Origin of the sequence: Azospirillum oleiclasticum, assembly GCF_013423485.1 — a bacterium.
Lineage (GTDB): Bacteria > Pseudomonadota > Alphaproteobacteria > Azospirillales > Azospirillaceae > Azospirillum > Azospirillum oleiclasticum.
Genome location: NZ_JABFFR010000032.1, coordinates 26750 through 49439, shown reverse-complemented (window position 1 = coordinate 49439; position 22690 = coordinate 26750). Strand labels below are relative to the sequence as shown.

General features: G+C 71.4%; 21 protein-coding genes. 15 read left to right on the top strand and 6 right to left on the bottom strand.

Translation table 11 applies throughout. The annotated features are described in order from the left end of the window. Nucleotides 1-9 precede the first annotated feature (9 nt). Both HL658_RS27075 and HL658_RS27070 read right to left on the bottom strand, forming a co-directional pair. Nucleotides 10-1425, bottom strand: coding sequence for an MmgE/PrpD family protein (locus tag HL658_RS27075; protein ID WP_180285489.1), 1416 nt, complete (start codon nucleotides 1423-1425; stop codon nucleotides 10-12). Between the two features lie 23 nt (nucleotides 1426-1448). Next, the gene (locus HL658_RS27070) at nucleotides 1449-1946 is read right to left on the bottom strand and encodes a MaoC family dehydratase (RefSeq protein ID WP_180285488.1); all 498 of its coding nucleotides are present in this window, start codon (nucleotides 1944-1946) and stop codon (nucleotides 1449-1451) included. Nucleotides 1947-2073: 127 nt separating this feature from the next. Between HL658_RS27070 and HL658_RS27065 the strand changes: the two genes are divergently transcribed. The 4 genes from HL658_RS27065 to HL658_RS27050 all read left to right on the top strand — a co-directional run bounded on the left by HL658_RS27065 (nucleotide 2074) and on the right by HL658_RS27050 (nucleotide 6044). Further along, a complete protein-coding gene (locus HL658_RS27065; RefSeq protein ID WP_196242377.1) occupies nucleotides 2074-2991 on the top strand; it encodes an HpcH/HpaI aldolase/citrate lyase family protein in 918 nt (305 codons plus the stop codon). Further along, nucleotides 2988-4208 carry an MFS transporter gene (locus tag HL658_RS27060; RefSeq protein WP_180285487.1) on the top strand — a complete coding sequence of 407 codons (1221 nt, stop codon included), beginning with the start codon at nucleotides 2988-2990 and terminating at the stop codon, nucleotides 4206-4208. The genes HL658_RS27065 and HL658_RS27060 overlap by 4 nt, the downstream gene beginning before the upstream one ends. 104 nt (nucleotides 4209-4312) lie before the next feature. Continuing rightward, nucleotides 4313-5335, top strand: coding sequence for a TRAP transporter substrate-binding protein DctP (gene dctP / locus HL658_RS27055; protein WP_180285486.1), 1023 nt, complete (start codon nucleotides 4313-4315; stop codon nucleotides 5333-5335). A gap of 4 nt (nucleotides 5336-5339) precedes the next feature. Continuing rightward, nucleotides 5340-6044 carry a class I SAM-dependent methyltransferase gene (locus tag HL658_RS27050; protein WP_180285485.1) on the top strand — a complete coding sequence of 235 codons (705 nt, stop codon included), beginning with the start codon at nucleotides 5340-5342 and terminating at the stop codon, nucleotides 6042-6044. An 18-nt stretch (nucleotides 6045-6062) separates the two neighbouring features. Here HL658_RS27050 and HL658_RS27045 read toward each other — a convergent pair whose 3' ends face one another. The 3 genes from HL658_RS27045 to HL658_RS27035 all read right to left on the bottom strand — a co-directional run bounded on the left by HL658_RS27045 (nucleotide 6063) and on the right by HL658_RS27035 (nucleotide 12336). After that, nucleotides 6063-6842 (bottom strand): FkbM family methyltransferase, encoded by a 780-nt coding sequence (locus tag HL658_RS27045; RefSeq protein ID WP_180285484.1) that lies wholly within the window; start codon nucleotides 6840-6842, stop codon nucleotides 6063-6065. A gap of 112 nt (nucleotides 6843-6954) precedes the next feature. Continuing rightward, entirely contained in the window at nucleotides 6955-11283 is a 4329-nt protein-coding gene (locus HL658_RS27040; protein WP_425485384.1) for a translocation/assembly module TamB domain-containing protein, read from the bottom strand. A gap of 120 nt (nucleotides 11284-11403) precedes the next feature. Beyond that, the gene (locus HL658_RS27035; protein ID WP_180285482.1) at nucleotides 11404-12336 is read right to left on the bottom strand and encodes an exopolyphosphatase; all 933 of its coding nucleotides are present in this window, start codon (nucleotides 12334-12336) and stop codon (nucleotides 11404-11406) included. A 183-nt stretch (nucleotides 12337-12519) separates the two neighbouring features. Here HL658_RS27035 and HL658_RS27030 point away from each other — a divergent pair, with 183 nt between their 5' ends. From HL658_RS27030 to HL658_RS27020, 3 genes are all read left to right on the top strand, one after another. Next, nucleotides 12520-13083 (top strand): sigma-70 family RNA polymerase sigma factor, encoded by a 564-nt coding sequence (locus HL658_RS27030; protein ID WP_180285481.1) that lies wholly within the window; start codon nucleotides 12520-12522, stop codon nucleotides 13081-13083. Between the two features lie 35 nt (nucleotides 13084-13118). Then, nucleotides 13119-14075: a FecR family protein gene (locus tag HL658_RS27025; RefSeq protein WP_180285480.1), complete on the top strand. Its 957-nt coding sequence runs from the start codon at nucleotides 13119-13121 to the stop codon at nucleotides 14073-14075. A 128-nt stretch (nucleotides 14076-14203) separates the two neighbouring features. After that, complete coding sequence (locus HL658_RS27020) at nucleotides 14204-16618, top strand: TonB-dependent siderophore receptor (RefSeq protein WP_180285479.1); 2415 nt, start codon at nucleotides 14204-14206, stop codon at nucleotides 16616-16618. Nucleotides 16619-16645: 27 nt separating this feature from the next. Here HL658_RS27020 and htpX read toward each other — a convergent pair whose 3' ends face one another. Next, nucleotides 16646-17596, bottom strand: a complete 951-nt coding sequence (htpX, locus tag HL658_RS27015; protein WP_180285478.1) for a zinc metalloprotease HtpX — start codon at nucleotides 17594-17596, stop codon at nucleotides 16646-16648. Between the two features lie 98 nt (nucleotides 17597-17694). Here htpX and HL658_RS27010 point away from each other — a divergent pair, with 98 nt between their 5' ends. The 8 genes from HL658_RS27010 to HL658_RS26975 all read left to right on the top strand — a co-directional run bounded on the left by HL658_RS27010 (nucleotide 17695) and on the right by HL658_RS26975 (nucleotide 22685). Beyond that, complete coding sequence (locus HL658_RS27010) at nucleotides 17695-17910, top strand: succinate dehydrogenase assembly factor 4 (protein ID WP_425485379.1); 216 nt, start codon at nucleotides 17695-17697, stop codon at nucleotides 17908-17910. Nucleotides 17911-18076: 166 nt separating this feature from the next. Then, a complete protein-coding gene (locus HL658_RS27005; protein WP_343055357.1) occupies nucleotides 18077-18547 on the top strand; it encodes a thermonuclease family protein in 471 nt (156 codons plus the stop codon). A 107-nt stretch (nucleotides 18548-18654) separates the two neighbouring features. Further along, complete coding sequence (locus HL658_RS27000) at nucleotides 18655-18915, top strand: type II toxin-antitoxin system Phd/YefM family antitoxin (RefSeq protein ID WP_180285476.1); 261 nt, start codon at nucleotides 18655-18657, stop codon at nucleotides 18913-18915. Next, nucleotides 18915-19331 carry a type II toxin-antitoxin system VapC family toxin gene (locus HL658_RS26995; protein ID WP_180285475.1) on the top strand — a complete coding sequence of 139 codons (417 nt, stop codon included), beginning with the start codon at nucleotides 18915-18917 and terminating at the stop codon, nucleotides 19329-19331. Before HL658_RS27000 ends, HL658_RS26995 begins: the two co-directional genes overlap by 1 nt. 151 nt (nucleotides 19332-19482) lie before the next feature. Next, the gene (gene nifB, locus HL658_RS26990; protein ID WP_180285474.1) at nucleotides 19483-21024 is read left to right on the top strand and encodes a nitrogenase cofactor biosynthesis protein NifB; all 1542 of its coding nucleotides are present in this window, start codon (nucleotides 19483-19485) and stop codon (nucleotides 21022-21024) included. A gap of 75 nt (nucleotides 21025-21099) precedes the next feature. Next, nucleotides 21100-21291: a 4Fe-4S dicluster domain-containing protein gene (locus tag HL658_RS26985; RefSeq protein WP_180285473.1), complete on the top strand. Its 192-nt coding sequence runs from the start codon at nucleotides 21100-21102 to the stop codon at nucleotides 21289-21291. Between the two features lie 105 nt (nucleotides 21292-21396). Then, entirely contained in the window at nucleotides 21397-21924 is a 528-nt protein-coding gene (locus HL658_RS26980) for a tetratricopeptide repeat protein (RefSeq protein WP_343055356.1), read from the top strand. Continuing rightward, entirely contained in the window at nucleotides 21921-22685 is a 765-nt protein-coding gene (locus HL658_RS26975; RefSeq protein WP_180285472.1) for a 4Fe4S-binding leucine-rich repeat protein, read from the top strand. The genes HL658_RS26980 and HL658_RS26975 overlap by 4 nt, the downstream gene beginning before the upstream one ends. The last annotated feature ends 5 nt before the right edge of the window (nucleotides 22686-22690 follow it).

Below are 22690 nucleotides of genomic sequence, written 5' to 3'. Positions count from 1 at the left end.
CGCGTCTCGTCAGCGTCCGGTGCCGGACAGAACGGCCAGAGCGTCGGCCGCGCGGCCGGCGCCGTCCAGCCCCAACACCGCGTCCTGGATGCGGTCGGCGGCGCGGTCGTGCAGGGTCATGGCGGCGTTGCCGCGGTACTTCTCCACGATGTCGGCGTTGCTCAGCGGCCGGTCGGCGGCACCGCGGTTGATGTGCTCGCGGTGGCGCAGGGTGCGGCCGTCCTCCGTCGTCACGATCAGCTCGCCCGAATAGGCGTGCGGGAAGGCCGAATCCGGGTCGGCGCGGTAGGAGACCTTGGCGGCCAGCGCCAGGATCGCCGGGTCGCCCAGCGCCTCGGTCTCCAGCTCCGCCAGCGTCACCCGGCCGCGGATCAGCCCGGCCGCCACCAGGAAGGGCACGCTGAACTGCGCGTCGTAGCTGTTGGCGGGCCGCTTCTTGTTGGCCTCCGGCTCGCAGACGGTCTTGATCACCTGCTCCGGCACCAGCGCGGTGATGGAGCGGATGCGCGCCGGGTCCAGCCCGTCGCGGCGCAGAGCCAGCCCGGCGTCGATGCAGGCGTGGGTGAAATGGCAGGCGGGGTAGGGCTTGATCGCGGTCGCCATCAGCTCCCACGCCTCGCCCAGCCCGGCGGTGGCGAGCGCGGTTTCCGCGCGTCCCGCCTCGACGCCGAGATAGGCGCGGTAGAGACCGAAGCGCCCGTCATACGGGTTGGTGATGCCGACGAAGCCCTCCCGCGCCAGCGCCGCCGCGGTGATGCCGGCGGCGGCCGCCCAGCCCGGATGCAGCCGCTTGTTCCAGGCGCCGTCCTCCAGGAACTCCAGGCTGCCGGACGCCATGGACAGCGCAACACCCTGCGCGTGGCCCATCTGTCGCGGCGTCAGCCCGAACAGCCGGCCGGCGGCGAGCGCGCAGGCGAAGACGCCGATCATGCCGGTGGGGTGGAAGCCCACCTGATGGAAGCCGCCATGCGCCACCGCGCCCAGCCGCGCCGCCACCTCGACGCCCAGGATATAGGCGCTGACCAGCTCCCGGCCCGAGGCGCCGGTCATCCAGCCCGCCGACATCACCGCCGGCAGCACCGCCGCGGTCGGGTGGATGACGCCGGGGATGTGGGTGTCGTCGAAATCCAGCCCGTGGCAGAGCAGCCCGTTGACGGTCGCCGCGTCGCGCGCCGGCAGCGCCGCCGGCATGCCGATCACCGGCACCGGCCCCTCGCCCGCCAGCCCGCGCAGCGCCGTCAGCGTCTTGTGCGCGAAGTCGTAGCGGGTGGAGGCCAGCGCGATGCCGACCGCGTCCAGCATGTGATGGGGGGCGCGGGTGCGCACCGTCTCCGGGATGGCGTCGTCGGGGGTGTCGGCGACGAAGCGGGACAACGCCTCGGCGATGGACGGGGCCTCGGCGATGGACGGGCTGCCGGCGGTCATGGGGTCTCTCCTCCCGATTTCGTTCAGTCTTCCAGCCCGTGGCCGCGCTTGGGCACCAGGCTGTTGCGCACGAAGGTCATGAAGACCGTGCCGTCGGCCTTGTAGCCCTCGGTCCGGGTGGTCACGATCCCCTGGGTCGGGCGCGACTTGGACGGACGGATCTCCAGCACTTCGGTGCGGGCGTAGATGGTGTCGCCGGGGTGCACGGGTGCCGTCAGCTTGATGTCGGACCAGCCGAGGTTGGCGATGGCCTTGGCGCTGACGTCGTCCACCGTCATGCCCACCACCATGGCCAGCGTCAGGCCGCTGTTGACCAGCGGCTTGCCGAACTCCGACCGCGCGGCCAGGGCATGGTCGCAATGCATCGGGTGGCGGTTCATGGTGAGCAGGCTGAACTGTATGTTGTCCGCCTCGGTGATGGTGCGGCCGGGACGGTGTTCGTACACGTCGCCGACCACGAAATCCTCGAGGTAGCGGCCGTAGCTGGCGATGATCGTCCGCGGCTCCGGTGAGGGGGGCATGGGGGCTCCCTGATGCGCGTTGGTGCGGGGTCCGGCACTGGGCCAGGATTTTGGATGAACATGCTCCGCGCTTGCGCTAGCATGTTGTACGGACAAATAACACGACCAACCCGGCGAGGGAAGCGCTTTGATACCAAACAATCCGATTGCCCAGCCGAATGGCGCCCCGACCGACGGCGTCCGCCCGCTGCGCCGCTCCTACCTGTTCGTCCCCGGCAGCCGCCCCGACCGTTTCGCCAAGGCGATGGAGGCGGGCTCCGACGCGGTGATCATCGACCTGGAGGACGCGGTCGCCCCCGGCGAGAAGGACCGTGCGCGGACGGCCGTGCGCGATTTCCTGCGCCAGCGCGCGCCCGGCGGGCCGGAGCTGTTCGTGCGCGTCAACGCCGTGCGCAGCCGCACCGGGCTGGCCGATCTGCTGGCGCTGACCGAGGGGGCGGCGAGCCTGGGCTGCGCCGGCTTCCTGCTGCCCAAGGCCGACGCCGCGTCGGACCTCCGGCTCGCCGCGGGTCTGCTGGACGAGCAGGGCCTGGCGGGCGAACTCGGCGCCCTGATCGAGAGCGCGGAGGGGCTGGAGAATGTGATGGAGATCGCCGCCGGCTCCGGCCCGCGCCTGTCCTTCCTGATGTTCGGCGGGGCCGACCTGTCGGCGGAGCTGCGGGTCAATCTGGCGTGGGAGCCGCTGGTGCACGCCCGCGCCCGCATCGTCCACGCCGCCGCCCGCTTCGCGCTGGACGCCGTGGACATGCCCTGGATCTTCCTGGACGACGAGGAGGGCTACCGGCAGGAGCTGGTGCGCAGCGTGGCGCTGGGCTTCACCGCGCGCGCCGCGATCCATCCCAAGCAGGTGGCCGCCATCCACGAATCCCTGATGCCGCCGGCCGAGGCGGTGGCGCGGGCCGAGCGGGTGCTGGCGGCCTTCGAGGCGGCCGGCGGCGGCGTCTGCACGCTGGACGGCAAGCTGGTGGAGAAGCCGGTGGTGCTGACCTGCCGCCGCATCCTCGCCATCGCCCGGCGCTCGCAAGGCGGGGAGGGGCGGCGGTGACCACACAGCCGGCCGGCGCGCCCACCGGAGGCCACGTGCCCTTCGGGCTGCTGCTGGCGGAGGTGACGGTCGTCCAGATCCTCGCCACGCTGGCGGTGCTGACGCTCGCCACCATCGCCCCCGCCGCGGCCCGCTCGCTGGGCATCGGGGCGGAGGCGGTGGGCTACCAGATCAGCCTGATCTACGCGGCGGCGGCCACCATGTCCGGCATCGCCGGCCCGGCGGTGCGGCGCTGGGGGGCGGGGACGGTGGGCATGGCGGCCATGGTCTGCGGGCTGGCCGGCAGCCTGGGCCTCGCCCTGGGCTCGCTGTGGACGGTGGTGCTGGCCTCGCTCGCCTTCGGCATCGGCTACGGGCTGGTCAACCCGGCCTCCTCCCACCTGCTGAACCGCTTCACCCCGCCGGCGCGGCGCAACCTCGTCTTCTCCGCCAAGCAGACGGGGGTGCCGCTGGGTGGCATGGTGGCGGGCATGCTGCTGCCGGTGGTCAGCGACGCCTTCGGCTGGCGGGCCGCGGCGCTGGCCGTGGCCCTGCTGTTCGTGCTGACCCTGGCCGTCTTCGGCCCGCACCGGCGGCGCTGGGACGACGACCGCGTGCCGGGGCTGCCGCTGCGCGGCACGCTGTTCGACGGGCTGCGGCTGATGTGGGGCGTGCCAGCGCTGCGCGGGGTGGCGGTGATGGCCTTCTGCTTCGCCGGGCTGCAACTCTGCCTGATGACCTTCACCGTCACCATGCTGGTGCACGACCTGCACTGGACGCTGGTGCAGGCGGGCGGCGCCATCGCCATGGTGCAGGCGTCGGGGGCGGTGGCGCGCCTCGGCTGGGGCGTGCTGGCCGACCGCATCGGCGGTGGTGCGCCGGTGCTGGCCGGGCTCGGCGTGCTGGCGGCGGTCTGCGCCGTCGCCACTGCGTGGCTGGGGCCGGGCTGGCCGCCGGCGCTGGTGATCGCGCTGCTGTCGGTGTTCGGCGCCGCCTCCATCGGCTGGAACGGCGTGTTCCTGGCGGAGGTGGCGCGGGTGGCGCCGCCGGGCGCGGTCAGCGCCGCCACCGGCGGGGTGATGATGGTGACCTTCGCCGGGGTGGTGGTGGGGCCGGCGCTCTTCGCGCTCGCCTTCGACCAGATCGGCGGCTACGGCGCCACCTTCGCCGCGCTGGCGGTGTTTCCGCTGATCGGCGGCCTGGCGATCCTCCGGACGCTCCGCACCAAGCCGGTGTAGAGTTGTCCGTACAATAAAGCTGGCATGACGAACCATTCCCGCGTATGTTCGGCCGGATCAGTTTGCTCGCCAAGCAAACCACCACCGACAAAGGGGGGAGGAGGATGTTCAAGAGCTTCACGCGCTGCGCGGTGGCGCTGGGTCTCGCGGCCGGTGTGGCGCTGTCCGGGGCGGCGCCCGCCCAGGCGCAGGGGGCGGCCCAGGCGCCCATCGAGATGGTGCTGACCAACGAGATCGCCACCAGCCACTGGGGCACCAAGCTGATGGAGGAGTATGCCGGCCTCATCAACCAGCGCACCCAGGGCCGCATCAAGGCGCGGGTCTTCCCCTCCGGCACGCTCTACAAGGACAAGGACGCGGTGGCCGCGCTCGGCTCCGGCTCGGTGCACATGGTGTGGCCGGTCAGCGTCCAGCTCGAGAGCATCGCGCCCGCCTATGGTGTGGTGAACCTGCCCTTCGCCGTTACCGACGAGGCGATGCAGCGCGGCGACACCTCGGAGAAGCTGGCCGCCATGCTGTCCGCCCTGGTGCAGGACAAGGGCATCCGCATCATGGGGCTGATGCGCACCGCCGACCTGATGTTCCTGTTCAAGGACAAGGAGATCGACGCCGTCAACGACCTGAAGGGCGCGAAGGTGCGGCTGACCGGCGGGCGGGTGCTGCAATCGCTGATGCGCGATCTCGGCGCCAACCCGATCTCCATGCCGGCCTCGGAAATGGCGGCGGCGCTGATGCAGGGTGCGATCGACGGCATCTACACGTCCGCCGGCGGCTGGGAGATGGTCGGCACCAACGCCGCCAGGACCGCGTCCATCGTGCCGGGCATGAACCTGCTGACCTATTCCGTCTGCGTGGACGACAAGTGGCTGAAGGGGCTGCCCGCCGACCTGCGCAAGGTCGTCGAGGACACCACCGCCGAGGTCATCGCCAGCCAGTGGAAGCGCGCCATCACCAGCGACCAGGAGACCATGGACCGGCTGATCGCCACCGGCGGCAAGCTGGTGGTCGTGCCGCAGGACCAGCGCGCGAAATTCCTGGAGATCGGCGCCAAGGTCAGCGAGGAGTACACCCGCCGCTTCCCCGAGGTGTGGAAGCAGTTCCAGTCCATCGTCCAGACCAAGGGCTGACATCATGACCACTGCCGCGCCGACCGCCGTTCCGCGCACGCTGACCCTCAAGCAAGCCCTGGCCGAGGTGGTGGAGGTCGGCGGCCGTGTGGTCGTGGATGTCGGCTGCGGCGACGGGGCGCTGGTCCGCCATCTCGCCGGCCTCGGCGCCACCGTCACCGGCATCGAGATCAGCGACGGCCAGCTGGCCCGCGCCCGCGCGGCCGAGCCGGTGGACGGCGCCGGCTACGCGGTCGGCAGCGGCGAGGCGCTGCCCATGGCCGACGGCTCGACGGATGTGGTCGTCTACTCCAACAGCTTCCATCACCTGCCGCTTGCGGTGATGGCCCCGTCCCTGGCCGAGGCCGCGCGGGTGCTGAAGCCCGGCGGCCGGCTGGTGGTGGTGGAGCCGGTCGCCGACGGCGCCTATTTCGCCGTCACCCGTCGGCTGGACGACGAGACCGTGGTGCGCGCCGCCGCCCACGACACGCTGCGCCGCCCGCCACCGGAGCTGGAGCCGGTGGACGAGACCGTCTACCACACGGTCATGCGCTACCGCGACGCCGACCATCTGCTGACCCACATGGTCGCCGTGGACCCCGACCGTCGCGCCCGCCTGCCCGCCGTGGAAGCGGAGATGCGGGACGGCTTCGCCGCCGCCGCGCGCTGGACGGACGGCATGGCGGAGTTCGACCAGCCCATGCGGCGGATGGTGTTCGTCCGGCGCTGAGCGCGCGATCGTACCGGCCTACCGCCGCCGGCACAGGATGTTGAAGACGATGTTGGACTCGATGGTCTCGGGGAAGCGGTAGGGGCGTCGCGTGCGGCCCTGGCACCAGTCCTCGCTCAGCGGATTGATCAGCTCGATCTCGTAGCCGAGGGCTTCGAACGCCCGCCGGACCTGCGCCTGGTCAGAGCCATGGAGCTTGAGATCCTCGTTGTTCATCTCGCAGATGACATACTCCACGCGTCCGCTCGTCAGCAGTGACTTGGCACCCAGCATGACGTAGGGCTCGAACCCCTCGACGTCGATCTTGAGGAGCCTGATACTGTCGATCCCGTGCTGGTCGGCGACCTCGTCGAGCGACACCACCGGCACGCTGCTGTGCTCCACCCCCTCGCTCGGTGCGAGCTTGCCGTCGCTGTGCAGCAGCCGCGACTTGCTGTGGTCGGGGCGCGGCATGAGGATCGACGTCCCCGACCGGTCGGAGACGCCGACGTTGAAACAGGTGATGTTGTGCGGTGTGTTGGCCGCGACGTTGGCGGTCAGGATGTCGAAGGCGACCGGGTTCGGCTCGAACGCGAAAACGCGGCAGGCCCCCGGCGCGATCGCGTTGCTGAGCACCGAGAAATACCCGACATTGGCCCCCACGTCGAACACGGTGTCACCCGGCCGCAGGATCTCCATGACGGTCATCGACGTCGCCGGCTCGTACAGAAGCCCCTGCTGCAGCGTCCCATGAACGGGCTCGTGCAGGCTGAAGCTGTAGATCTTCCCGTCGTGGGGAAACTTGAAGTTACGGAGCATCCGGGCGGTTTCCGGTCGATGGGCAGGGCCGCGATCATAGCCATGACGGGCAGCCCCGGAAAGCCGACGAACGGCCGGCCCCCGATTTTTCCCCAGGCGCGGCGCACCGGCCTCAATAATTCCACTCGAACTTCAGCCCCACCCGTGGCGAGGCGTTCGAGCCGACGTCGGCTTCGGCCTGGATGTTGTCGGTGATGTCCACCTCGACCTTGGCGCGGCTCTGGGCAGTGCCGCCGATGCCCTGCTCGACGCCGACATAGACGTTGTCGGAGACGTAGCGCCCGGCCTCCACAGCACCGCCGCGGCCGTTCTCGCCCTGGTTGAACTCGAGACGGTCCACACCGAGCCCGCGGCGTACGCGTTCCAGCAAGCCGCCGCCGTTGCCGCCGAGCCCGGCCAGCTGCGCCGCGGACTGGGCAAGCTGCACCGCCTCGCCGGCCCCCAGCTTGTTGGCCGACTTGCCGAACAGCACGCGGGCGAGCACCTCGTCCTGCGGCAGTCCTTGCGGCGAGGCCAGCTCCAGCTTCGGGTTGGTGGCGGTGCCGGTGACCAGCACCTGCGCGGTCACGCCGTTGGCGCTGGCCTCCGCCACCACGTCCAGCCGCGGGTCGGGCGGGATGGTGCCGTCGAAATCGACGTTCACGCGGGTGAAGGTGAAGGTCTGCCCAATCAGGCTCAGCTCGCCCTCCAGGCTGCGCAGCCGTCCGGAAATACGCGGCGCCGCCGCGGTGCCGCCGACCTTGAGCTGCCCGCCCAGCTCGAGGTCGAGCCCGCGGCCCCGGACGAAGATCTGGTTCGGCGCGTTGATGGTGATGTCCAGCGCGATGTTCGGGCCGGCGGCGGGCGGCGGGGTGGGTGCTGCCGCTGCGGCCGGTGTCGCGCCGGGCTTGCGCGGCGGCACCGGGGTGGGGGTGCCACGGCCGCGGCGGTTGCCGCCGACCTCCACCACGTCCAGGGCGACGACATTGGGCGGCAAGCGGTTGGGGACCTGCACCTCCGCCCGCTCCACCTTCACCGGTCCGGAAAGGCGCGAGTCGTCGAGGGCGCCGGTCAGTGCCAGGTCGGCGTCGAACAGCGCGGTGACGATGTCGGTCTGCAGCAGCCGGGCGTCGTTGGCGGTGACGCGCAGATCGAGCGCGCGGCCGTCGGTCGCCGCCGGGCGGATGCTGCCGCTGGCGCGCAGCGTGCCGCCGTTGGGCGTGCGGCCGGTGAAGGACTGGATGGTGAAGACATCGCCGTCGCCGACGATCCGGGCGGCGATGTCGGTGACCACCGCCCCGGTCGCCCGCCCTTCGTAGCGCCCGCCGGCCAGCGTGACGGTGCCGCCGAGGCGCGGGTTGCCCACCGTGCCGCCGGCCTTCACGTCCAGCCGCAGCGTGCCCTGAACCCGGTCGCCGGAGCCGGCCAGCAGGTCGTTGAGCAGCGACAGGTTGACGGTGCCGTCCGCCGACGCCTCCAGCCCGCCGTTCGGCGGCACCGACACCGCCATCGTGTCGGGGGCGAGCACCAGCGGCGCCCGCGCGGCGAACGTCATCGTCGCCTGCCCGCCGCGGGTGCCCAGCGTGCCGTCCACCGACACCCGCCGGTCGCGCCACTGCGCGTTCACGGTGGCGTCCAGGCCCGGCACGCCGTTGCTCGTGGTCTGCTGCGCCTTCACGTCGCTGGCGCGCAGAGTCAGCTCGGCGCGCGGGTCGCGCAGGGTGCCGCCCAGCGTCGCGGTGGCGTTCAGCGCCCCCGCCAGCCGCAGTGACGGGTCGGCCAGCCGGGCGAGCGCCAACGGGAGTTGGTCGATGCTCAACTTGCCGTTCAGCCCGCCATCGGTGAGACCGCCGTCCACCGACAATCGCGCACCGCCGCTGACCAGCCGCAAGTCCGCCACCCCGTAGCGCTGCGGCCCGACGGTCAGCGTCGCCGGCCCGGCCAGCCGGAAGGACTCGCCCTGGAAGGATCCCTGGAGCCGCTCGACGCGCACGCGGGTGAGGTCGCCGTCGCCGGCCACGCTGCCGGCGAGGTCGAGGCTCGGCGCCCGCTCCCCGGCCCCATTGACCGCGGCGGTGAAGCCGGCCCGGGCAAGGCTCCCCTCCGCCGTGGCGGTCGCCGAGGTGATGGCGGTGCCGGAGGCCGAGCCGTCCTGAAGCTCCAGCCGCGCCTTGCCCGACGGGTTGCCGAGCGCGTCGGCGACCTGGGCGTTGGCGGTCAGGCGCCGCGCCTCGAACAGCGGCGCGCCGTCGCCCTCCACCCGCAGGCCGTTGGCACTCGCGGTCAGGGTGGCTCCCTGCCGGCCGTCGCGCCCGTCGAGCGCCACGGTGAAGGAGGCGTCGCCGCGCAGCGGCACGCCGGCCAGCTCCGAGAAGGCCGCCAGCGCGGGCAGCCGCCCCTCCAACCGCCCGTCCGCCAGCAGCGTGTCGAGCGCCACGGTCACCGCGCCGCCGATGCGGTTCTCACCCGTTGCGACGGCAAGGTCGCTGACGCGCAACGTCTGGCCGTCCAGCGCGTAGGTGGCGCCGGCGGTGAGCGGCTGCCCGTTCAGCCCGGCGCGCGCCGTCACCCGGCCCTGCGGTGCCGTCGGCAGGCCGGTCGCGGTGGCGGTCACCTGCGCCTCGCCGATCCGCCGGCCGCCGACCACCAGGTCGCGACCGTCCAGCCGGGCCTCCACCGCGGGGGCCTCCGGGGTGCCGGTCACGTCGGCCCGCAGGGTGATGCCGCCCTGCATGGGCGTGCCTGCCGCCTCTCCGATCGGGCGCAGCTCCGGCACCGCGACCGTCGCTTGGGCCTGCACCCGGCCATTGACCAGCGAGGCGGTGGCGTTGAGCGAGGCGTTCGCCCCCTCCACCCGCAGCTCCGGCATGGTCGCGGCGCCGTCGGGCGCCAGCGCCGCGCGGGCGCGCAGGGTGGGGGAGGGGCCGAGGGCCGCGTCGGCCGGGGTGCCGGTGGCGAGCTGGCGCAGCGCGCCGTCGAGCGTCAGGGCAAGGGCGCCATCGGCGCCGCGCGTCACCCTGCCATCGATGGTGCCGGCCCCGGCCAGCGGTTGCCCGGCCAGGGCGGCGAGGCGGGACAGGTCGTCGGCGGTCAGCGTCAGCCCGATGTCGGCCGTCTGTCCCCAGCCGCCGACCGTGCCTTGCGCCTTCGCCGTGGCGGGTGGGGTCGCGAGTTCCAGCCCCTCCAGCCGGACGTCGCCGGTGGCGGTGTTCACCAGCGCCCGCGCGTCCAGCGCCAGCCGCGGCCCGGTCAGCGGGTCGAGCGCCGGGTCGCCGAGCGACAGCCCCTCGACCGCCGCGTTCACCGCCACCGCCAGGGCGTCCAGCGGTCCACGCGCGGTGCCGGCAATGCGGCCCTCCCGCCAGGAGGCGCCGGGCAGCAGACCGCGCAGCGCCGACGCGCCGCCGGCCGTCACCTCATAGGCGAGGTCCATCCGGTTCGCCGCCGTATCGACCGTGCCGCTGAGCGCCACCGTCGCCGCGGCGGTGGTCAGCGTCGCCGGGCGCAGATTGACCGCACCGTTGCCGCCGATCAGGATTTCCGCCTTGAGCGACGGGGCGTCGCCGAGCAGCGGCGCCAGTTCCGGCCCGAGCAGCCGGGCGGCGTCGGCCCCGGCGGCCAGCGTGATCGCGTGCCCTTCCGCCACCGCCGTGACGGTGGCGTCGGCGGTCGCCCGCGCCACCCCTTCGGCCGTGGCGACCAGCCGCCCCGTCCAGTCGTCCAGCGTGCCCTGTCCGTCCAGCGTGACGGAGACCGGGGGCAGGCCGGGGATGCCGGCGGCCTGGGCGATCACGCCACCCGCCGGCTCCGACGCCTTCAGCGCCAGCCGCAACGTCCGCTCGGACGGATCGAAGGCGGCGTCGAGCGTCACCTGGCCCGGCCGGTCGTCGATGCGGCCGACGTCGATCCGCGCCTCGGCTGCATCGGCCCCGGCCGCCAGCCGGCCGGAACCCTCCACCCGCAGCACCGCGCGCTGCCCGGCCAGCGGCTCCTCCAGGATGAGGCGGTCGACCGCCAGCCGCTTCACCGCGATGCCGACCGGCAGGTCGGGGACGGGGCCGCCGCCGGACGCCGGCTCCTCCGGCGGGGCGGGCTGGGTGGTGATGGGGGCGCGGGCGACGGTGACGCTGCCGGCCGACAGCTCCTCCACGCTCACCCGTCGGGTGAGCAACGCCGACAGCGCGAGCTCCAGCCGGACCCGTTCCAACGTCAGCCACACCCCCTGGCTGTCGGCCACCGTGATCCGATCGATGTCGAGGTCGGACGGGATGCTGCCCGTCAGCCCCTCGACGGTCAGTGTCATGTCCGGCGATGCCGCGGCGCCCTCGATGGTCGCGGACAGCCACCGGAGCCCACCGTCGCTGCGCAGCCACACGAAGCCACCCACGGCGCCCGCCGCCAGCAGCAGGACCAGACCCAGAAGACCGAACAGGGTGTAACGCAGAACCTTCAACCACCGCACTCCCACCGCGGGGGCACGCACCCCCCTTGTCCAACGGTCAAGACCTAACGGTAGGCGCGCAATTCTGTTCTGCAAGCTTTCGTGCGGGCGCGCGGCTGGCGGGACAGCGCCGCCGCGCGTTCAGCCATCCTCCCGCAGGGCCGCGATCACCTGGGCCAGCACGGCCTCCGCCTGGTCGTTGGCGGGCTGGCAGGTGCCGGCGGCCTGATGGCCGCCGCCGCCATGCTCCAGCATCAGCGCGCCGATGTTGGCCTTGGACGAGCGGTTGATGATGGATTTGCCGACCGCCAGCACGGTGTTCTGCTGCTTCAGCCCCCACATCACATGGATCGACACGTTGCAGGATGGGTGCAGCGCGTAGATCATGAAGCGGTTGCCGGGCCAGATCGTCTCCTCCTTGCGGAGGTCGAGCACGCAGACGTTGCCGTGCAGGGTCGAGCAGCGGTCGATCTGCTCGATGAAACGGCCCTCATAGTCGAAATACAGGTCCACCCGTTCCTTCACGTCGGGCAGCGCCAGGATCTGCTCGATCGAGTGGTTCCGGCAGTAGTCGATGAGATCCATCATCAACTGGTAGTTCGACACCCGGAATTCCCGGAAGCGCCCCAGCCCGGTGCGGGCGTCCATCAGGAAGTTCAGCAGGGTCCAGTCGCGCGGGGCGAGGATGTCGGCCTTGCCGTACTGGGCCGAATCGGCCTGATCGACGGCGCGCATCATCTCGTCGGAGACGGTGGGGAAGCGTTCCTTCCCCCCATAGTAATCATAGACGACGCGGGCCGCCGAGGGCGCCTTGGGATCGATGATGTGGTTGTCGCGCTTGCCGACCCGGATCGTCTCCGACAGATGGTGGTCGAAGACGAGGTGGGCGCCCTCGACATAGGGCAGGTTGGTGGTGATGTCGTGTGGCGTGATCTCGATCTTGCCGTCCTGCATGTCCTTGGGATGGACGAACTTGATGTCGTCCAGGATGTCCAGCTCCTTCAGCAGGACGGCGCAGACCAGCCCGTCGAAGTCGGAGCGGGTGACCAGACGGAAACGCTGATGTTCGGACATGCCACGAAGCCCCGGAGTTGAATCGATCCGACGGAAGCCTAATCAGCGGGCGTGCGCGGCGCAACAGCGGTCACTCCGCCTTGCGCCCCGGTGGCGGCCTCATCGCCGGATGTTATGAGATTGCGAATGATTCGCGACTGATGTTAGCTTTCCGCCGGGGTGGGGGAGTGAAGAGCGGCGGGCATGACGGAGGCGATGCCGAACGGGCTGGTGGCCGCGTTCCAGGCGCATTACGACGAGTTGCTGCGGTTCCTGGCCCGTCGGCTCGGCACGGCGGAACGGGCGGCCGACGTAGCCCAGGACACCTATCTTCGGCTGACCACGGCGAACAAGGGCGGGGACGAGGTGCGCGACGCCCGCGCCTTCGTGTTCCGGGTTGCCGGCAATCTCGCCATCGACGAGCGCCGGCGCGACGGCCGCAGGGCGGATGTGCAGGCCACGGCCGAGGCCGGGTCGGCGGTGCCCGATCCGGCACCCTCGGCCGAGGCGGGGCTGTTGCAGCGCGAGCGCCTGCGCCTGCTCGATTCCGCGCTGGAGGAACTGCCGGCCAACGTGCGCTCCGCCCTGCTGCTGAGCCGGGTGGACGGGCTGACGCACGTGGCCATCGCCCGGCGGCTCGGCGTGTCGGAAAGCATGGTGGCGAAATACATCGCCCAGGCACTGCGTCATTGCCGGCGACGTCTCGGCGCGGCGGGCGAGGGGGGCCGGGGAGCCGCCGCTGGTCCGGCCGGCCGCGGTCGTCTATGACAACGGGAATGACCGGCTGGCGGCGGTGTGAGCGGATGCGACGACGGGACGACGGCGACGCCGGGGATGGCATGGATTTGGCCGACGAGGCCCTGGACTGGCTGGTGCGGCTGACCTCCGGCCGGGCGGACGCGGCCTTGCGCGCGCGCTACGCCGCATGGCGCTCAACCAGCCCCGAGCACGAGCAGGCGGCGCGGGAGGCCGAGGCCTTGTGGGGCGATGTCGGCCGGACCCAGACCGCGGCCCGGCGCCGCATGGCCGCACCGGCGCGGCGGCGGCTGGTTCCGGCGGTGGCCGCGGTGGCCGCGGCGCTGGTCCTGGCGGTGCTGTCCTGGGGCGGCCCCACGCTTCTGCTCGACCGGTGGCGGGCCGACCATACGACCGCGGTGGGCGAGCGGCGGGAGGTGACGCTGCCCGACGGATCGCGGGTCACCCTGAACACCGGTTCGGCCGTGCTGCTCCGCTTCACCGCGGAGGAGCGGCGGGTCACGCTCGCCGATGGCGAGGCGCTGTTCGAGGTGTCGGCCGATCCGGCACGGCCCTTCGTGGTGGAGGCCGGTGGCGGCACCGCGCGGGCGGTCGGCACCGTCTACGCCGTGCGGCTCGACGGCGCGCGCGCCACGGTCACCGTGGCGCACGGTGTCGTCGAGGTGACGCCCGCCGGCGGCGGCCCGGTGCGGCTGACCGCGGGGCAGCGCCTCGTCTATGGCGGTGGGGAGCCGGGCCGGCCACAGCCGCAGTCTGTCGACGCGGAGGCGGAAACGGCCTGGCGCCGCGGCAAGCTGATCTTCCGCAACCGCCCCCTGGCCGATGTGGTGGCGGAGGTCGACCGCTACCGCCATGGCCGCACGCTGGTGCTGGGCGACACTCTGGGCCGCCTGCCGGTGACCGGGGTGTTCGGGATCGGCGACGAGACGGAACTGCTGGATGTCCTGCGCCAGGGATTCGGCGTCGATGCCGTCCGCCTTCCCTGGCTGACCATCATCCGCTGAGGAAAATGCCCGGTGGCGAAAATTCCCGCTGCAAGGTGAGGGTAGCCCGGTCGTCGTAGGGCTGAATGCGACTGCGTGTCATTGACGCCATGTCGCCGCCACCCGACGCGCACAGGGATACGCCGCCCATGGTCACCGTTCCATCCTTCACCCGTTTCCACCGCGCGGCGTTGGCCGCCGCCCTTGTCGCCCTCTCCGCCGTCGCTCCCACCCCGGTCGCGGCGCAGCCGGTCCCCGTCCAGGCCCGCATCGCGTTCGATCTTCCCGCCCAGAGCCTGGACACCGCGCTCACCGCCCTGGCCGACCGGGCGGGGTTGCGGCTGATGATGCGGTCGCAGGATGTGGCGGGGCGGATGGCGCCCGCGCTGTCCGGCACGCTGACGCCCGACGAGGCGCTGTCCAGACTGCTGGCCGGGTCCGGCTTCGTCCACCGCTACATCAACGCCACCACGGTGACCCTGGCGCCGGCACCATCGTCGTCGGGCGCGGTCACGCTCGACCCGGTGACGGTGGAGGGGGCTTCCGGCCGCGGCGTCCAGGGGCCGCTGGCAACCCGCGCGACCAGCGGCTCCAAGACCGACACGCCGCTCCTGGAGACGCCGCAGTCCGTCTCGGTCGTCACCCGCGAGGAGATGGCGGCGCGCGGCGTCGCCACCATCAAGGACGCGGTCGGCTATTCCGCCGGCGTCACCCCCAGCGCCTCGACCGATTTCCGGGAGGATCTGATCACCTTCCGCGGCTACCCCTTCGACTGGGCCTCGGCGTTCCTGGACGGCCTGCAGATGCCGTCCTCGACCTACGCCAACAGCACTGTCGAGCCGTACGGGCTGGAGCGGCTGGAGGTGATGAAGGGACCGGCCTCCATGCTCTACGGCCAGACCTCCACCGGCGGCATCATCAACATGCGGTCCAAGCGGCCGACCACCACACCGGTGAACGAGGTGGAGGCGAAGCTCGGCAACCACGAGCGCTACCAGGGCGCCTTCGACGTGGGGGGCGCCGCCGCGGCGGACGGTGCCGTCGCCGTCCGGATGGTGGGGCTGTTGCGGCGCAGCGCCAGCGAGGTGGAGTTCGTCCGCGACGACCGGGTCTTCCTGGCACCGTCCCTGGCCTGGCGGCCGACCGACCGCACCACGCTGACGCTGATGGCGAGCTACCAGCGCGACGATCTCGGTGACAGCGGCGGCACCCAGGCCTTCCTGCCGGCGTCCGGCATCGCCCTGCCCAACCCGAACGGCCGGATCGGACGGAGCACCAACGGCGGCGAGCCGGATTTCGACTATTATCGGAAGACGCAGGCCTCGATCGGCTACGACCTGGAGCACGACATCGACGACACCTGGAGCGTGCAGCAGACGCTGCGCTTCCGCCGCGTCGATCTGGACTACCAGACCGCCTACGGAATCGGGCTCGATCCGGCCGATTCCACGCAGCGCACCTTGCGGCGCAGTGCCTTCGGGTCCTTCGGCAGCGCCCGCGCGCTGGGCATCGACAGCCGGGCGCAGGCCCGATGGGGGACCGGGGCCACGACGCACGTCACGCTGTTCGGGGTGGATTACCGCCGCACCGTGGTGGAGGAGCGCAACTATTTCGGCCCCGGCCCGTCCATCGACATCTTCGCGCCGGTCTATGGCGCGGCCATCGCGCTGCCCGCCCGCCCCTACGCCGACCAGACGGTGGAGTCGCGGCAGATCGGCCTGTACGCGCAGGATCAGGCGACGATCGCGGAGCGCTGGGTGCTGACGCTGGGGGCGCGCTGGGACCGCGCCGAGACCGACGTGAGCGAGCGGACGAGCGGCACCGCCTTTTCCCGCACCGACCACCGGCTGACCGGGCGTGCCGGGTTGACTTACCTGTTCGACAACGGCGTGGCGCCTTACGCCTCGGCCGCCACCTCCTTCACCCCGACGATCGAGCCGAACCTGTACGGCGCCCCCTACGAGCCGCGCACCGGCCGGCAGTACGAGATCGGCGTCAAGGTGCAGCCGCCTGGCGGCTCCAGCCTGTTCACCGCCGCGGTCTTCGACCTCGTGCAGCAGAATGTGCTGACCTCCGATCCCGATCAGGTCAACCACCCCTTCGGCCAGATACAGACCGGCGAATTCCGCTCCCGCGGGCTGGAGCTGGAAGCCAAGGTGACGCTGGTCGACGGGCTGACGGCGACCGGCGCCTACACTTTCCTCGACGCCGAATACACCAAGAGCAACACCGACAACCTGGGCAACGCACCGAAGGGCATTCCCAAGCACAGCGCGTCCCTGTGGCTCGACTACGCCTTTCCCGAAGGTGTGGCGGAGGGGGTGTCGCTGGGCGGCGGCGCGCGTTACGTCGGCGAACGGCCCAACACCGACTCCTCGACGGGCCGCTTCATGATGCCGGCCTTCACCGTGCTGGACGCGGCCCTGCGCTACGACACCGGGGGCTACCAGCTCGCGCTCAACGTCACCAACCTGACCGACAAGACCATCTACGACTGCTGGGGCAACCGCTGCTGGTATGGGCAGGGCCGCACCGTCGTCGCCACGGTGAAGCACCGGTGGTGAGGGCGGCGGTGACGGCGGTGCCGGGCATCAGCCCCAGGGGCCGCCCCGGGGACCGCCCCGGGGATCGTGTGGCCCGCCGTTGCCGAGCCAGGGGTTGACGGTCGCCTGCTGCGGGTGGTTCCAACCGGCCATGGCGCGCAGGCGCGCCACCCGCTCCTCGGTCGCCGGGTGGGTGGAGAACAGGGTGGCGAGGCTGCGGCCGTGCAGCGGGTTGGCGATGAACAGATGCGCGGTCGCCGGGTGCGCCTCCGCCGCCGGGTTGGGGATGCGGCGGGCGGCGGCGTGGATGCTCTCCAGCGCGTCGGCCAGCCAGGTGGGGCGCCCGCAGATCTCGGCGCCGATGCGGTCGGCCTCGTACTCGCGGGTGCGGCTGATCGCCATCTGCACGACCATCGCGGCCATCGGCGCCAGGATCGCCAGCAGGATGGTGCCGACAAAGCCCAGCGGGCTGCCGCCGCGGCCGTCGTCGGAGGAGCTGGTGCCGCCGAAGAACAGGCCGAAATTGGCGAGCATGGAGATGGCGCCGGCGATGGTGGCGGTCACCGTCATGATCAGCGTGTCGCGGTTCTTCACATGCGCCAGCTCGTGCGCCATGACGCCGGCCACCTCCTCCGGGCTCAGCCGGTCCAGAAGGCCGGTGGTGGCGGCGACGGCGGCGTGCTCCGGGTCGCGGCCGGTGGCGAAGGCGTTGGGCTGGTCGTTGTGGATGATGTAGACGCGCGGCATCGGCAGGCCGGCGCGCTGCGCCAAGCGCTGCACCATGGCGTAGTAATCGGGGGCGCTGTGGGCGTCCACCTCCTGCGCGTTGTACATGCGCAGCACCATGTCGCCCGAGTTCCACCAGGTGAAGACGTTCATGCCGACCGCCACGACCAGGGCGATCAGCATGCCGGCCTTGCCACCGATGGCGAAGCCGAGCACGGCGAACAGTGCGGTGAGGCCGGCGAGGAGGATGGTCGTCTTCAGATAGCTGGTCATGGCGTCCAAGGAATCCGTTTGCGCGGTGCGTCACCGGTGATATGGGCTTGCCACGCGCCGGCGTTCAAGGACTTGGACCGGCAGCGCCCAACCGCCACATGACGACGATGACCGACGACGACACGACGAAGCCCGCCCCGGCGGCACCCGACGACAGCCCGGCCGGCGCCGGCACTGTCGACTCCGACGCGTCCCCCACCTCCGAACCGGCGAAGGGGCCGGAGCAGAAGCCCGGCGAGATCGGCGGACCGCAGGGGCCGGAGCCGACGCGCTACGGTGATTGGGAATTCAAGGGGCGCTGTACCGACTTTTGAGATTGGTTGTCTGTCATAGGACAGCCGGCCGGTTGCGACCGCGATCATGAATGCATGCGTTTGTATTCAGGATATAAAGCCTATAAATTCTTGAAACGTTCCTGATTCAGGACTATCTTATCCGCGTGTTCCGGGGAGCCGCCCCGTTGCCGTGGAGAGAAAAACCGTGCGCCCGCCGTTTCGCCTGTTGCTGGCCCTTGCCGCTCTGCTGGTGGGCCTGTCGTTGGCGCCGGCCGGACAGGATGCCGGGGCGGCCGACCGGGGGACGTCGATCGTGGGCCCCATCGCCGCGGACGTGCTGCGCGTGGTGGACGGCGACACGCTGACCGTGCGCGCCCACATCTGGATCGGGCATGAGGTCGAGACCTCCGTCCGCCTGACCGGCATCGACACCCCCGAACTGCGCGCCCGTTGCCCCGAGGAACGGGAGAAGGCGCGGGAGGCGCGCGCGTTCCTGCTCCGCCTCGTCGGCGAGGACCCGGTGATGCTGATGGACATCCAGTCCGACAAGTATGGTGGCCGGGTGCTCGCCCGCGTCCGCAACGCCGCCGGCGCCGACCTCGCCCAATCCCTGATCCGTGCCGGCCTCGCCCGCCCCTACAAGGGCGACCGCCGCGGCGTCTGGTGCGCGGGGTAGGGGATGGCGCGATTGCGGCTCGCACGCCGTCCATGTAGCATCGTAACTACAAGGCGGACGCGGGGCCGCCTCCGGATGGCGGTTCCGGCTGCGTGGGAGGTGTGGGCATGGGCCGGACGATGTCCAGTCGGGAATTCAACCAGAACCCCAGCGAAGCGAAGCGGGCGGCGGCCGATGGCCCGGTGATCGTGACCGACCGCGGCGAGCCGGCTTTCGTCCTGCTCCGCTACGACGAGTACCGCCGCCTGTCCGGCGACGCGGGCGGGTCGCTGCTGGAGTTGTTGCGGCAGGACGAGGCCGGGGCGGATTTCGATTTCGAGCCGCCGCGGCTCGACGACGATCTGGTGCGGCCGGCGGGCGCCGGTTGATGTACCTGCTCGACACCATGGTCCTGTCGGAGCTGCGCCGTCCCGACCGGGCCGATCCGGGATTGGCGGGTTGGGCCGCCGGTGCCGCACCGGCCGATGAGTTCGTCTCCGCCATCACCCTGTTCGAGATCGAGCTCGGCGCCGCCCTGCTGGGTCGCAAGGACCCGACCCGGGAAGCCGTGCTGCGCGCCTGGATCGACCGCCAACTGCTTCCCGCCTTCGATGGCCGCATCCTTGCCGTGGATGCGGGGGTGGCGCGCCGGTGCGCCGGGCTGCATGTTCCGCTGCCGCGTCCACAACGCGACAGTCTGATCGCCGCGACCGCGCTGGTTCATGGGCTGGTGCTGGTGACGCGGAACCAGAGCGATTTCGCGCCGATGGGTGTGCGTCTGCTCAATCCTTGGAGCGGCCGGTAGCCCCCGCCGCGTGTCGCAACCCCGACAGCCCACCCCCCATTGTCGCATAGCCGACAGGGCTGACAAACTGGCAAGTCATTGAAAAAGCACCGTTAGTGTCATTGGCCCGCGGCTTGCTTCTTAGCTTGTCAAGCGACAGAAGGAGTGGGCCATGGGCAACGTGATCGCGCTGGACGGCATCCTGGGTCTGGGTGAGTTGAAAACGGCCGTGGACGCGCCGCAGTCGGCGGCGTCGGGTTGCAGCTCGTCCTCCTGCGGGTCGTCCGACGGCCCCGCCGACATGGCGCCGGACGTGTGGGAGAAGGTCAAGAACCATCCCTGCTACAGCGAGGAGGCGCACCACTATTTCGCCCGCATGCATGTGGCGGTGGCGCCGGCCTGCAACATCCAGTGCAACTACTGCAATCGGAAATACGATTGCTCCAACGAGAGCCGGCCCGGCGTGGTGTCGGAGAAGCTGACCCCCGACCAGGCGCTGCGCAAGGTGCTGGCGGTGGCGCAGGAGATCCCGCAGCTCTCCGTCATCGGCATCGCCGGTCCCGGCGACAGCCTCGCCGCCGGCGGCAAGAACAGCTTCGCCACCTTCGAGGCGCTGGCCAAGCACGCCCCCGACCTCAAGCTCTGCATCTCCACCAACGGACTGGCGCTGCCCGACCATGTCGAGCGGCTGAAGAACTACAACGTCGACCATGTGACCATCACCATCAACATGGTCGATCCCGAGGTTGGCGAGCGCATCTACCCCTGGATCTTCTACGACCACCGGCGCTGGACCGGCCGCGACGCCGCCAAGATCCTGCACGAGCGGCAGATGCTGGGGCTGGAGATGCTGACCTCGGCCGGCATCCTGGCCAAGATCAACTCGGTGATGATCCCCGGCATCAACGACGAGCATCTGAAGGACGTCAACAAGGCGGTGAAGTCCCGCGGCGCCTTCCTGCACAACATCATGCCGCTGATCTCCGACCCCGCGCACGGCACGCATTTCGGCCTGACCGGCCAGCGCGGGCCCACCGCGCAGGAGCTGAAGCTCCTGCAGGACGAGTGCGAGGGTGGGGCCAAGCTGATGCGCCACTGCCGCCAGTGCCGCGCCGACGCCGTGGGCCTGCTGGGCGAGGACCGCGGCGCCGAGTTCACCACCGAGAAGATCGAGGCGCTGGAGCTGAAGTTCGACGACAGCGTCCGCCGCGAATACCGCGAGCATGTGGAGAGCGAGCGCGCCGAGCGCCACCGCTCCAAGGCCGCGGCCCAGGCCGAGGTGCAGGAGGTGGTGGGCGACGATGTGGCCCCCATCCTGATCGCCGTCGCCACCAAGGGCGGCGAGCGCATCAACGAGCATTTCGGCCACGCCAAGGAGTTCCAGATCTACGAGGTCGGCGTGCACGGCGCCAAGTTCGTCGGCCACCGCCGCGTCGAGGAGTATTGCGAGGGCGGCGAGGGCAACGACGACGCGCTGGACGTGGTGCTGGCCGCCATCAACGACTGCGCCGCGGTCTTCGTCGCCAAGATCGGCGGCTGCCCGAAGAAGTCGCTGGAGGCCGCCGGCATCGAGCCGGTGGACCGCTTCGCCTTCGAGTACATCGAAGAGTCCGCCTTGACCTACTTCAAGGACTACGCCGAACGCCTGGCTCAAGGTACGGCGACGTCCCGCAGCGGGCACGACGCGGTGATCCGTCCCGCGATGCGCGCCTGAGCCGCCGGCCACCCCATTCCCCCCGCGGGCGGCGCGCCGAATCGCTGCCCGCTCAACACCCGAAGGAGCGTACCCATGGCTTACAAGATCAAGGCTTCCGACTGCACCGCCTGCGGCGCCTGCGAGGCCGAGTGCCCGAACATCGCCATCAGCTTCAAGAAGGGCACCTACGTCATCGATCCGGCCAAGTGCACGGAGTGCGAGGGCCACTTCAAGTCGCCGCAGTGCGCCGCCGTCTGCCCGGCCGACTGCTGCGTCCCGGCCTGACGCCCGCCCGTCCCGGCCCGCGACCCTGCGTCGCAGGGCCGGGAGGGGGAGATCGCACCGATGATGATGCGATGAAGCGCCGACACTGACACGGGGGACCGGATCGTGCTGCTGGCGGAGGTCGATGAAAGCTGGCTGAACCGCCGCTACTACGGCGGCGACCTGCCGGCGGAGGCTGAGCGGTCCCTGCATCTGGCGGCGGCCAGCTTCGGCAACGACATCGAGGCGCTGTGTCATCTGGCGCGCGCCGACGAGCTGGCGCCCGGCCACCGGCTGGTCGATCTCGGCCATTACAAGTTCCATTTCTACAAGCACAACCTGCCGGCCGCGCTGGACTATGGCGAGCGCCTGGTCCGCCACGCGCTGACCGGGCTCGGCGTCAACCACGGCGACTGGAGCGCTGTGACCCCGGCGCACGCCGATTTTACCGCGCTGGACCACGCGCCCCGCTTCTTCCTCTTCGCGCTGCTGGCCGTCGGCTATCTGCAACTGCGCCTCGGCCGGGTGGAGGAGGCGCGGGAGGCCCTGGGCACCGTGCGCGCCCTGGACCCGGCCGACCGCTTCGGGGCCAAGCGGCTGCTCGACCTTGCCGACCGCCGGGCCGACCTCCAGGACGCGGAGGACGAGCCATGAGCGAGGACATCGACGCCACCGACTGGCTGGGCCGCCCGGTCTCCTGCGACGGCTGCGCCTTCCGCGACCGGCTGTCCGACGGCCGCTGCGAGCCGTTGCGCGCCTGCGTGCACGACCGCTACGCCCGGCGCATCGTCCGCTTCTTCGACTGGAACGCCGATCTGGCCGCCGAGCATCTGGACCATCCCTATTTCGAGGTGCGCGCCATCGCCGCGCGCTTCGCCCCGATCTTCCTGATCCCCCGCCTGATGGAGGACCCGGACGAGACGGTGCGCGCCTCCGTCGCCCGGCGCCTGCCGCGCCGGCTGCTGCTGAAGATGCGCACCGACCCGGACCGCGAGGTGCGCATCGCCGTGGCGGCGCGGCTCGAGGAGGCGGACCTCGCCCCGCTCATGCGCGATCCCGACTATTCCGTGCGGCTGCGCGTGGCGCGCCGGGCGCCGGCCGGCATGCTGCCCGCCATGATGCACGACGAGGACGGCGAGGTGCGGCTGGAGGTCGCCCGGCGCATCGGCATCGAGTGGCTGATGAGCATGGCCTGGGACGACAGCCCCCGCGTCCGGCTGGAGGTGGCTCAGCGCCTGCCGGAGGAGAAGCTGGCGCCGCTGGCCGACGATCCCGACTGGTGCGTGCGCTTCGTCGTCGCCAGCCGCATCGACCCCGACCAGCTCGACCCCCTCATCACCGACCCGGTGGACGAGGTGCGCAACACCGCCGTCGCCCGCCGCCACGCCGCCCGCCAGCCCTCCCACCAGGAGTGACCAGC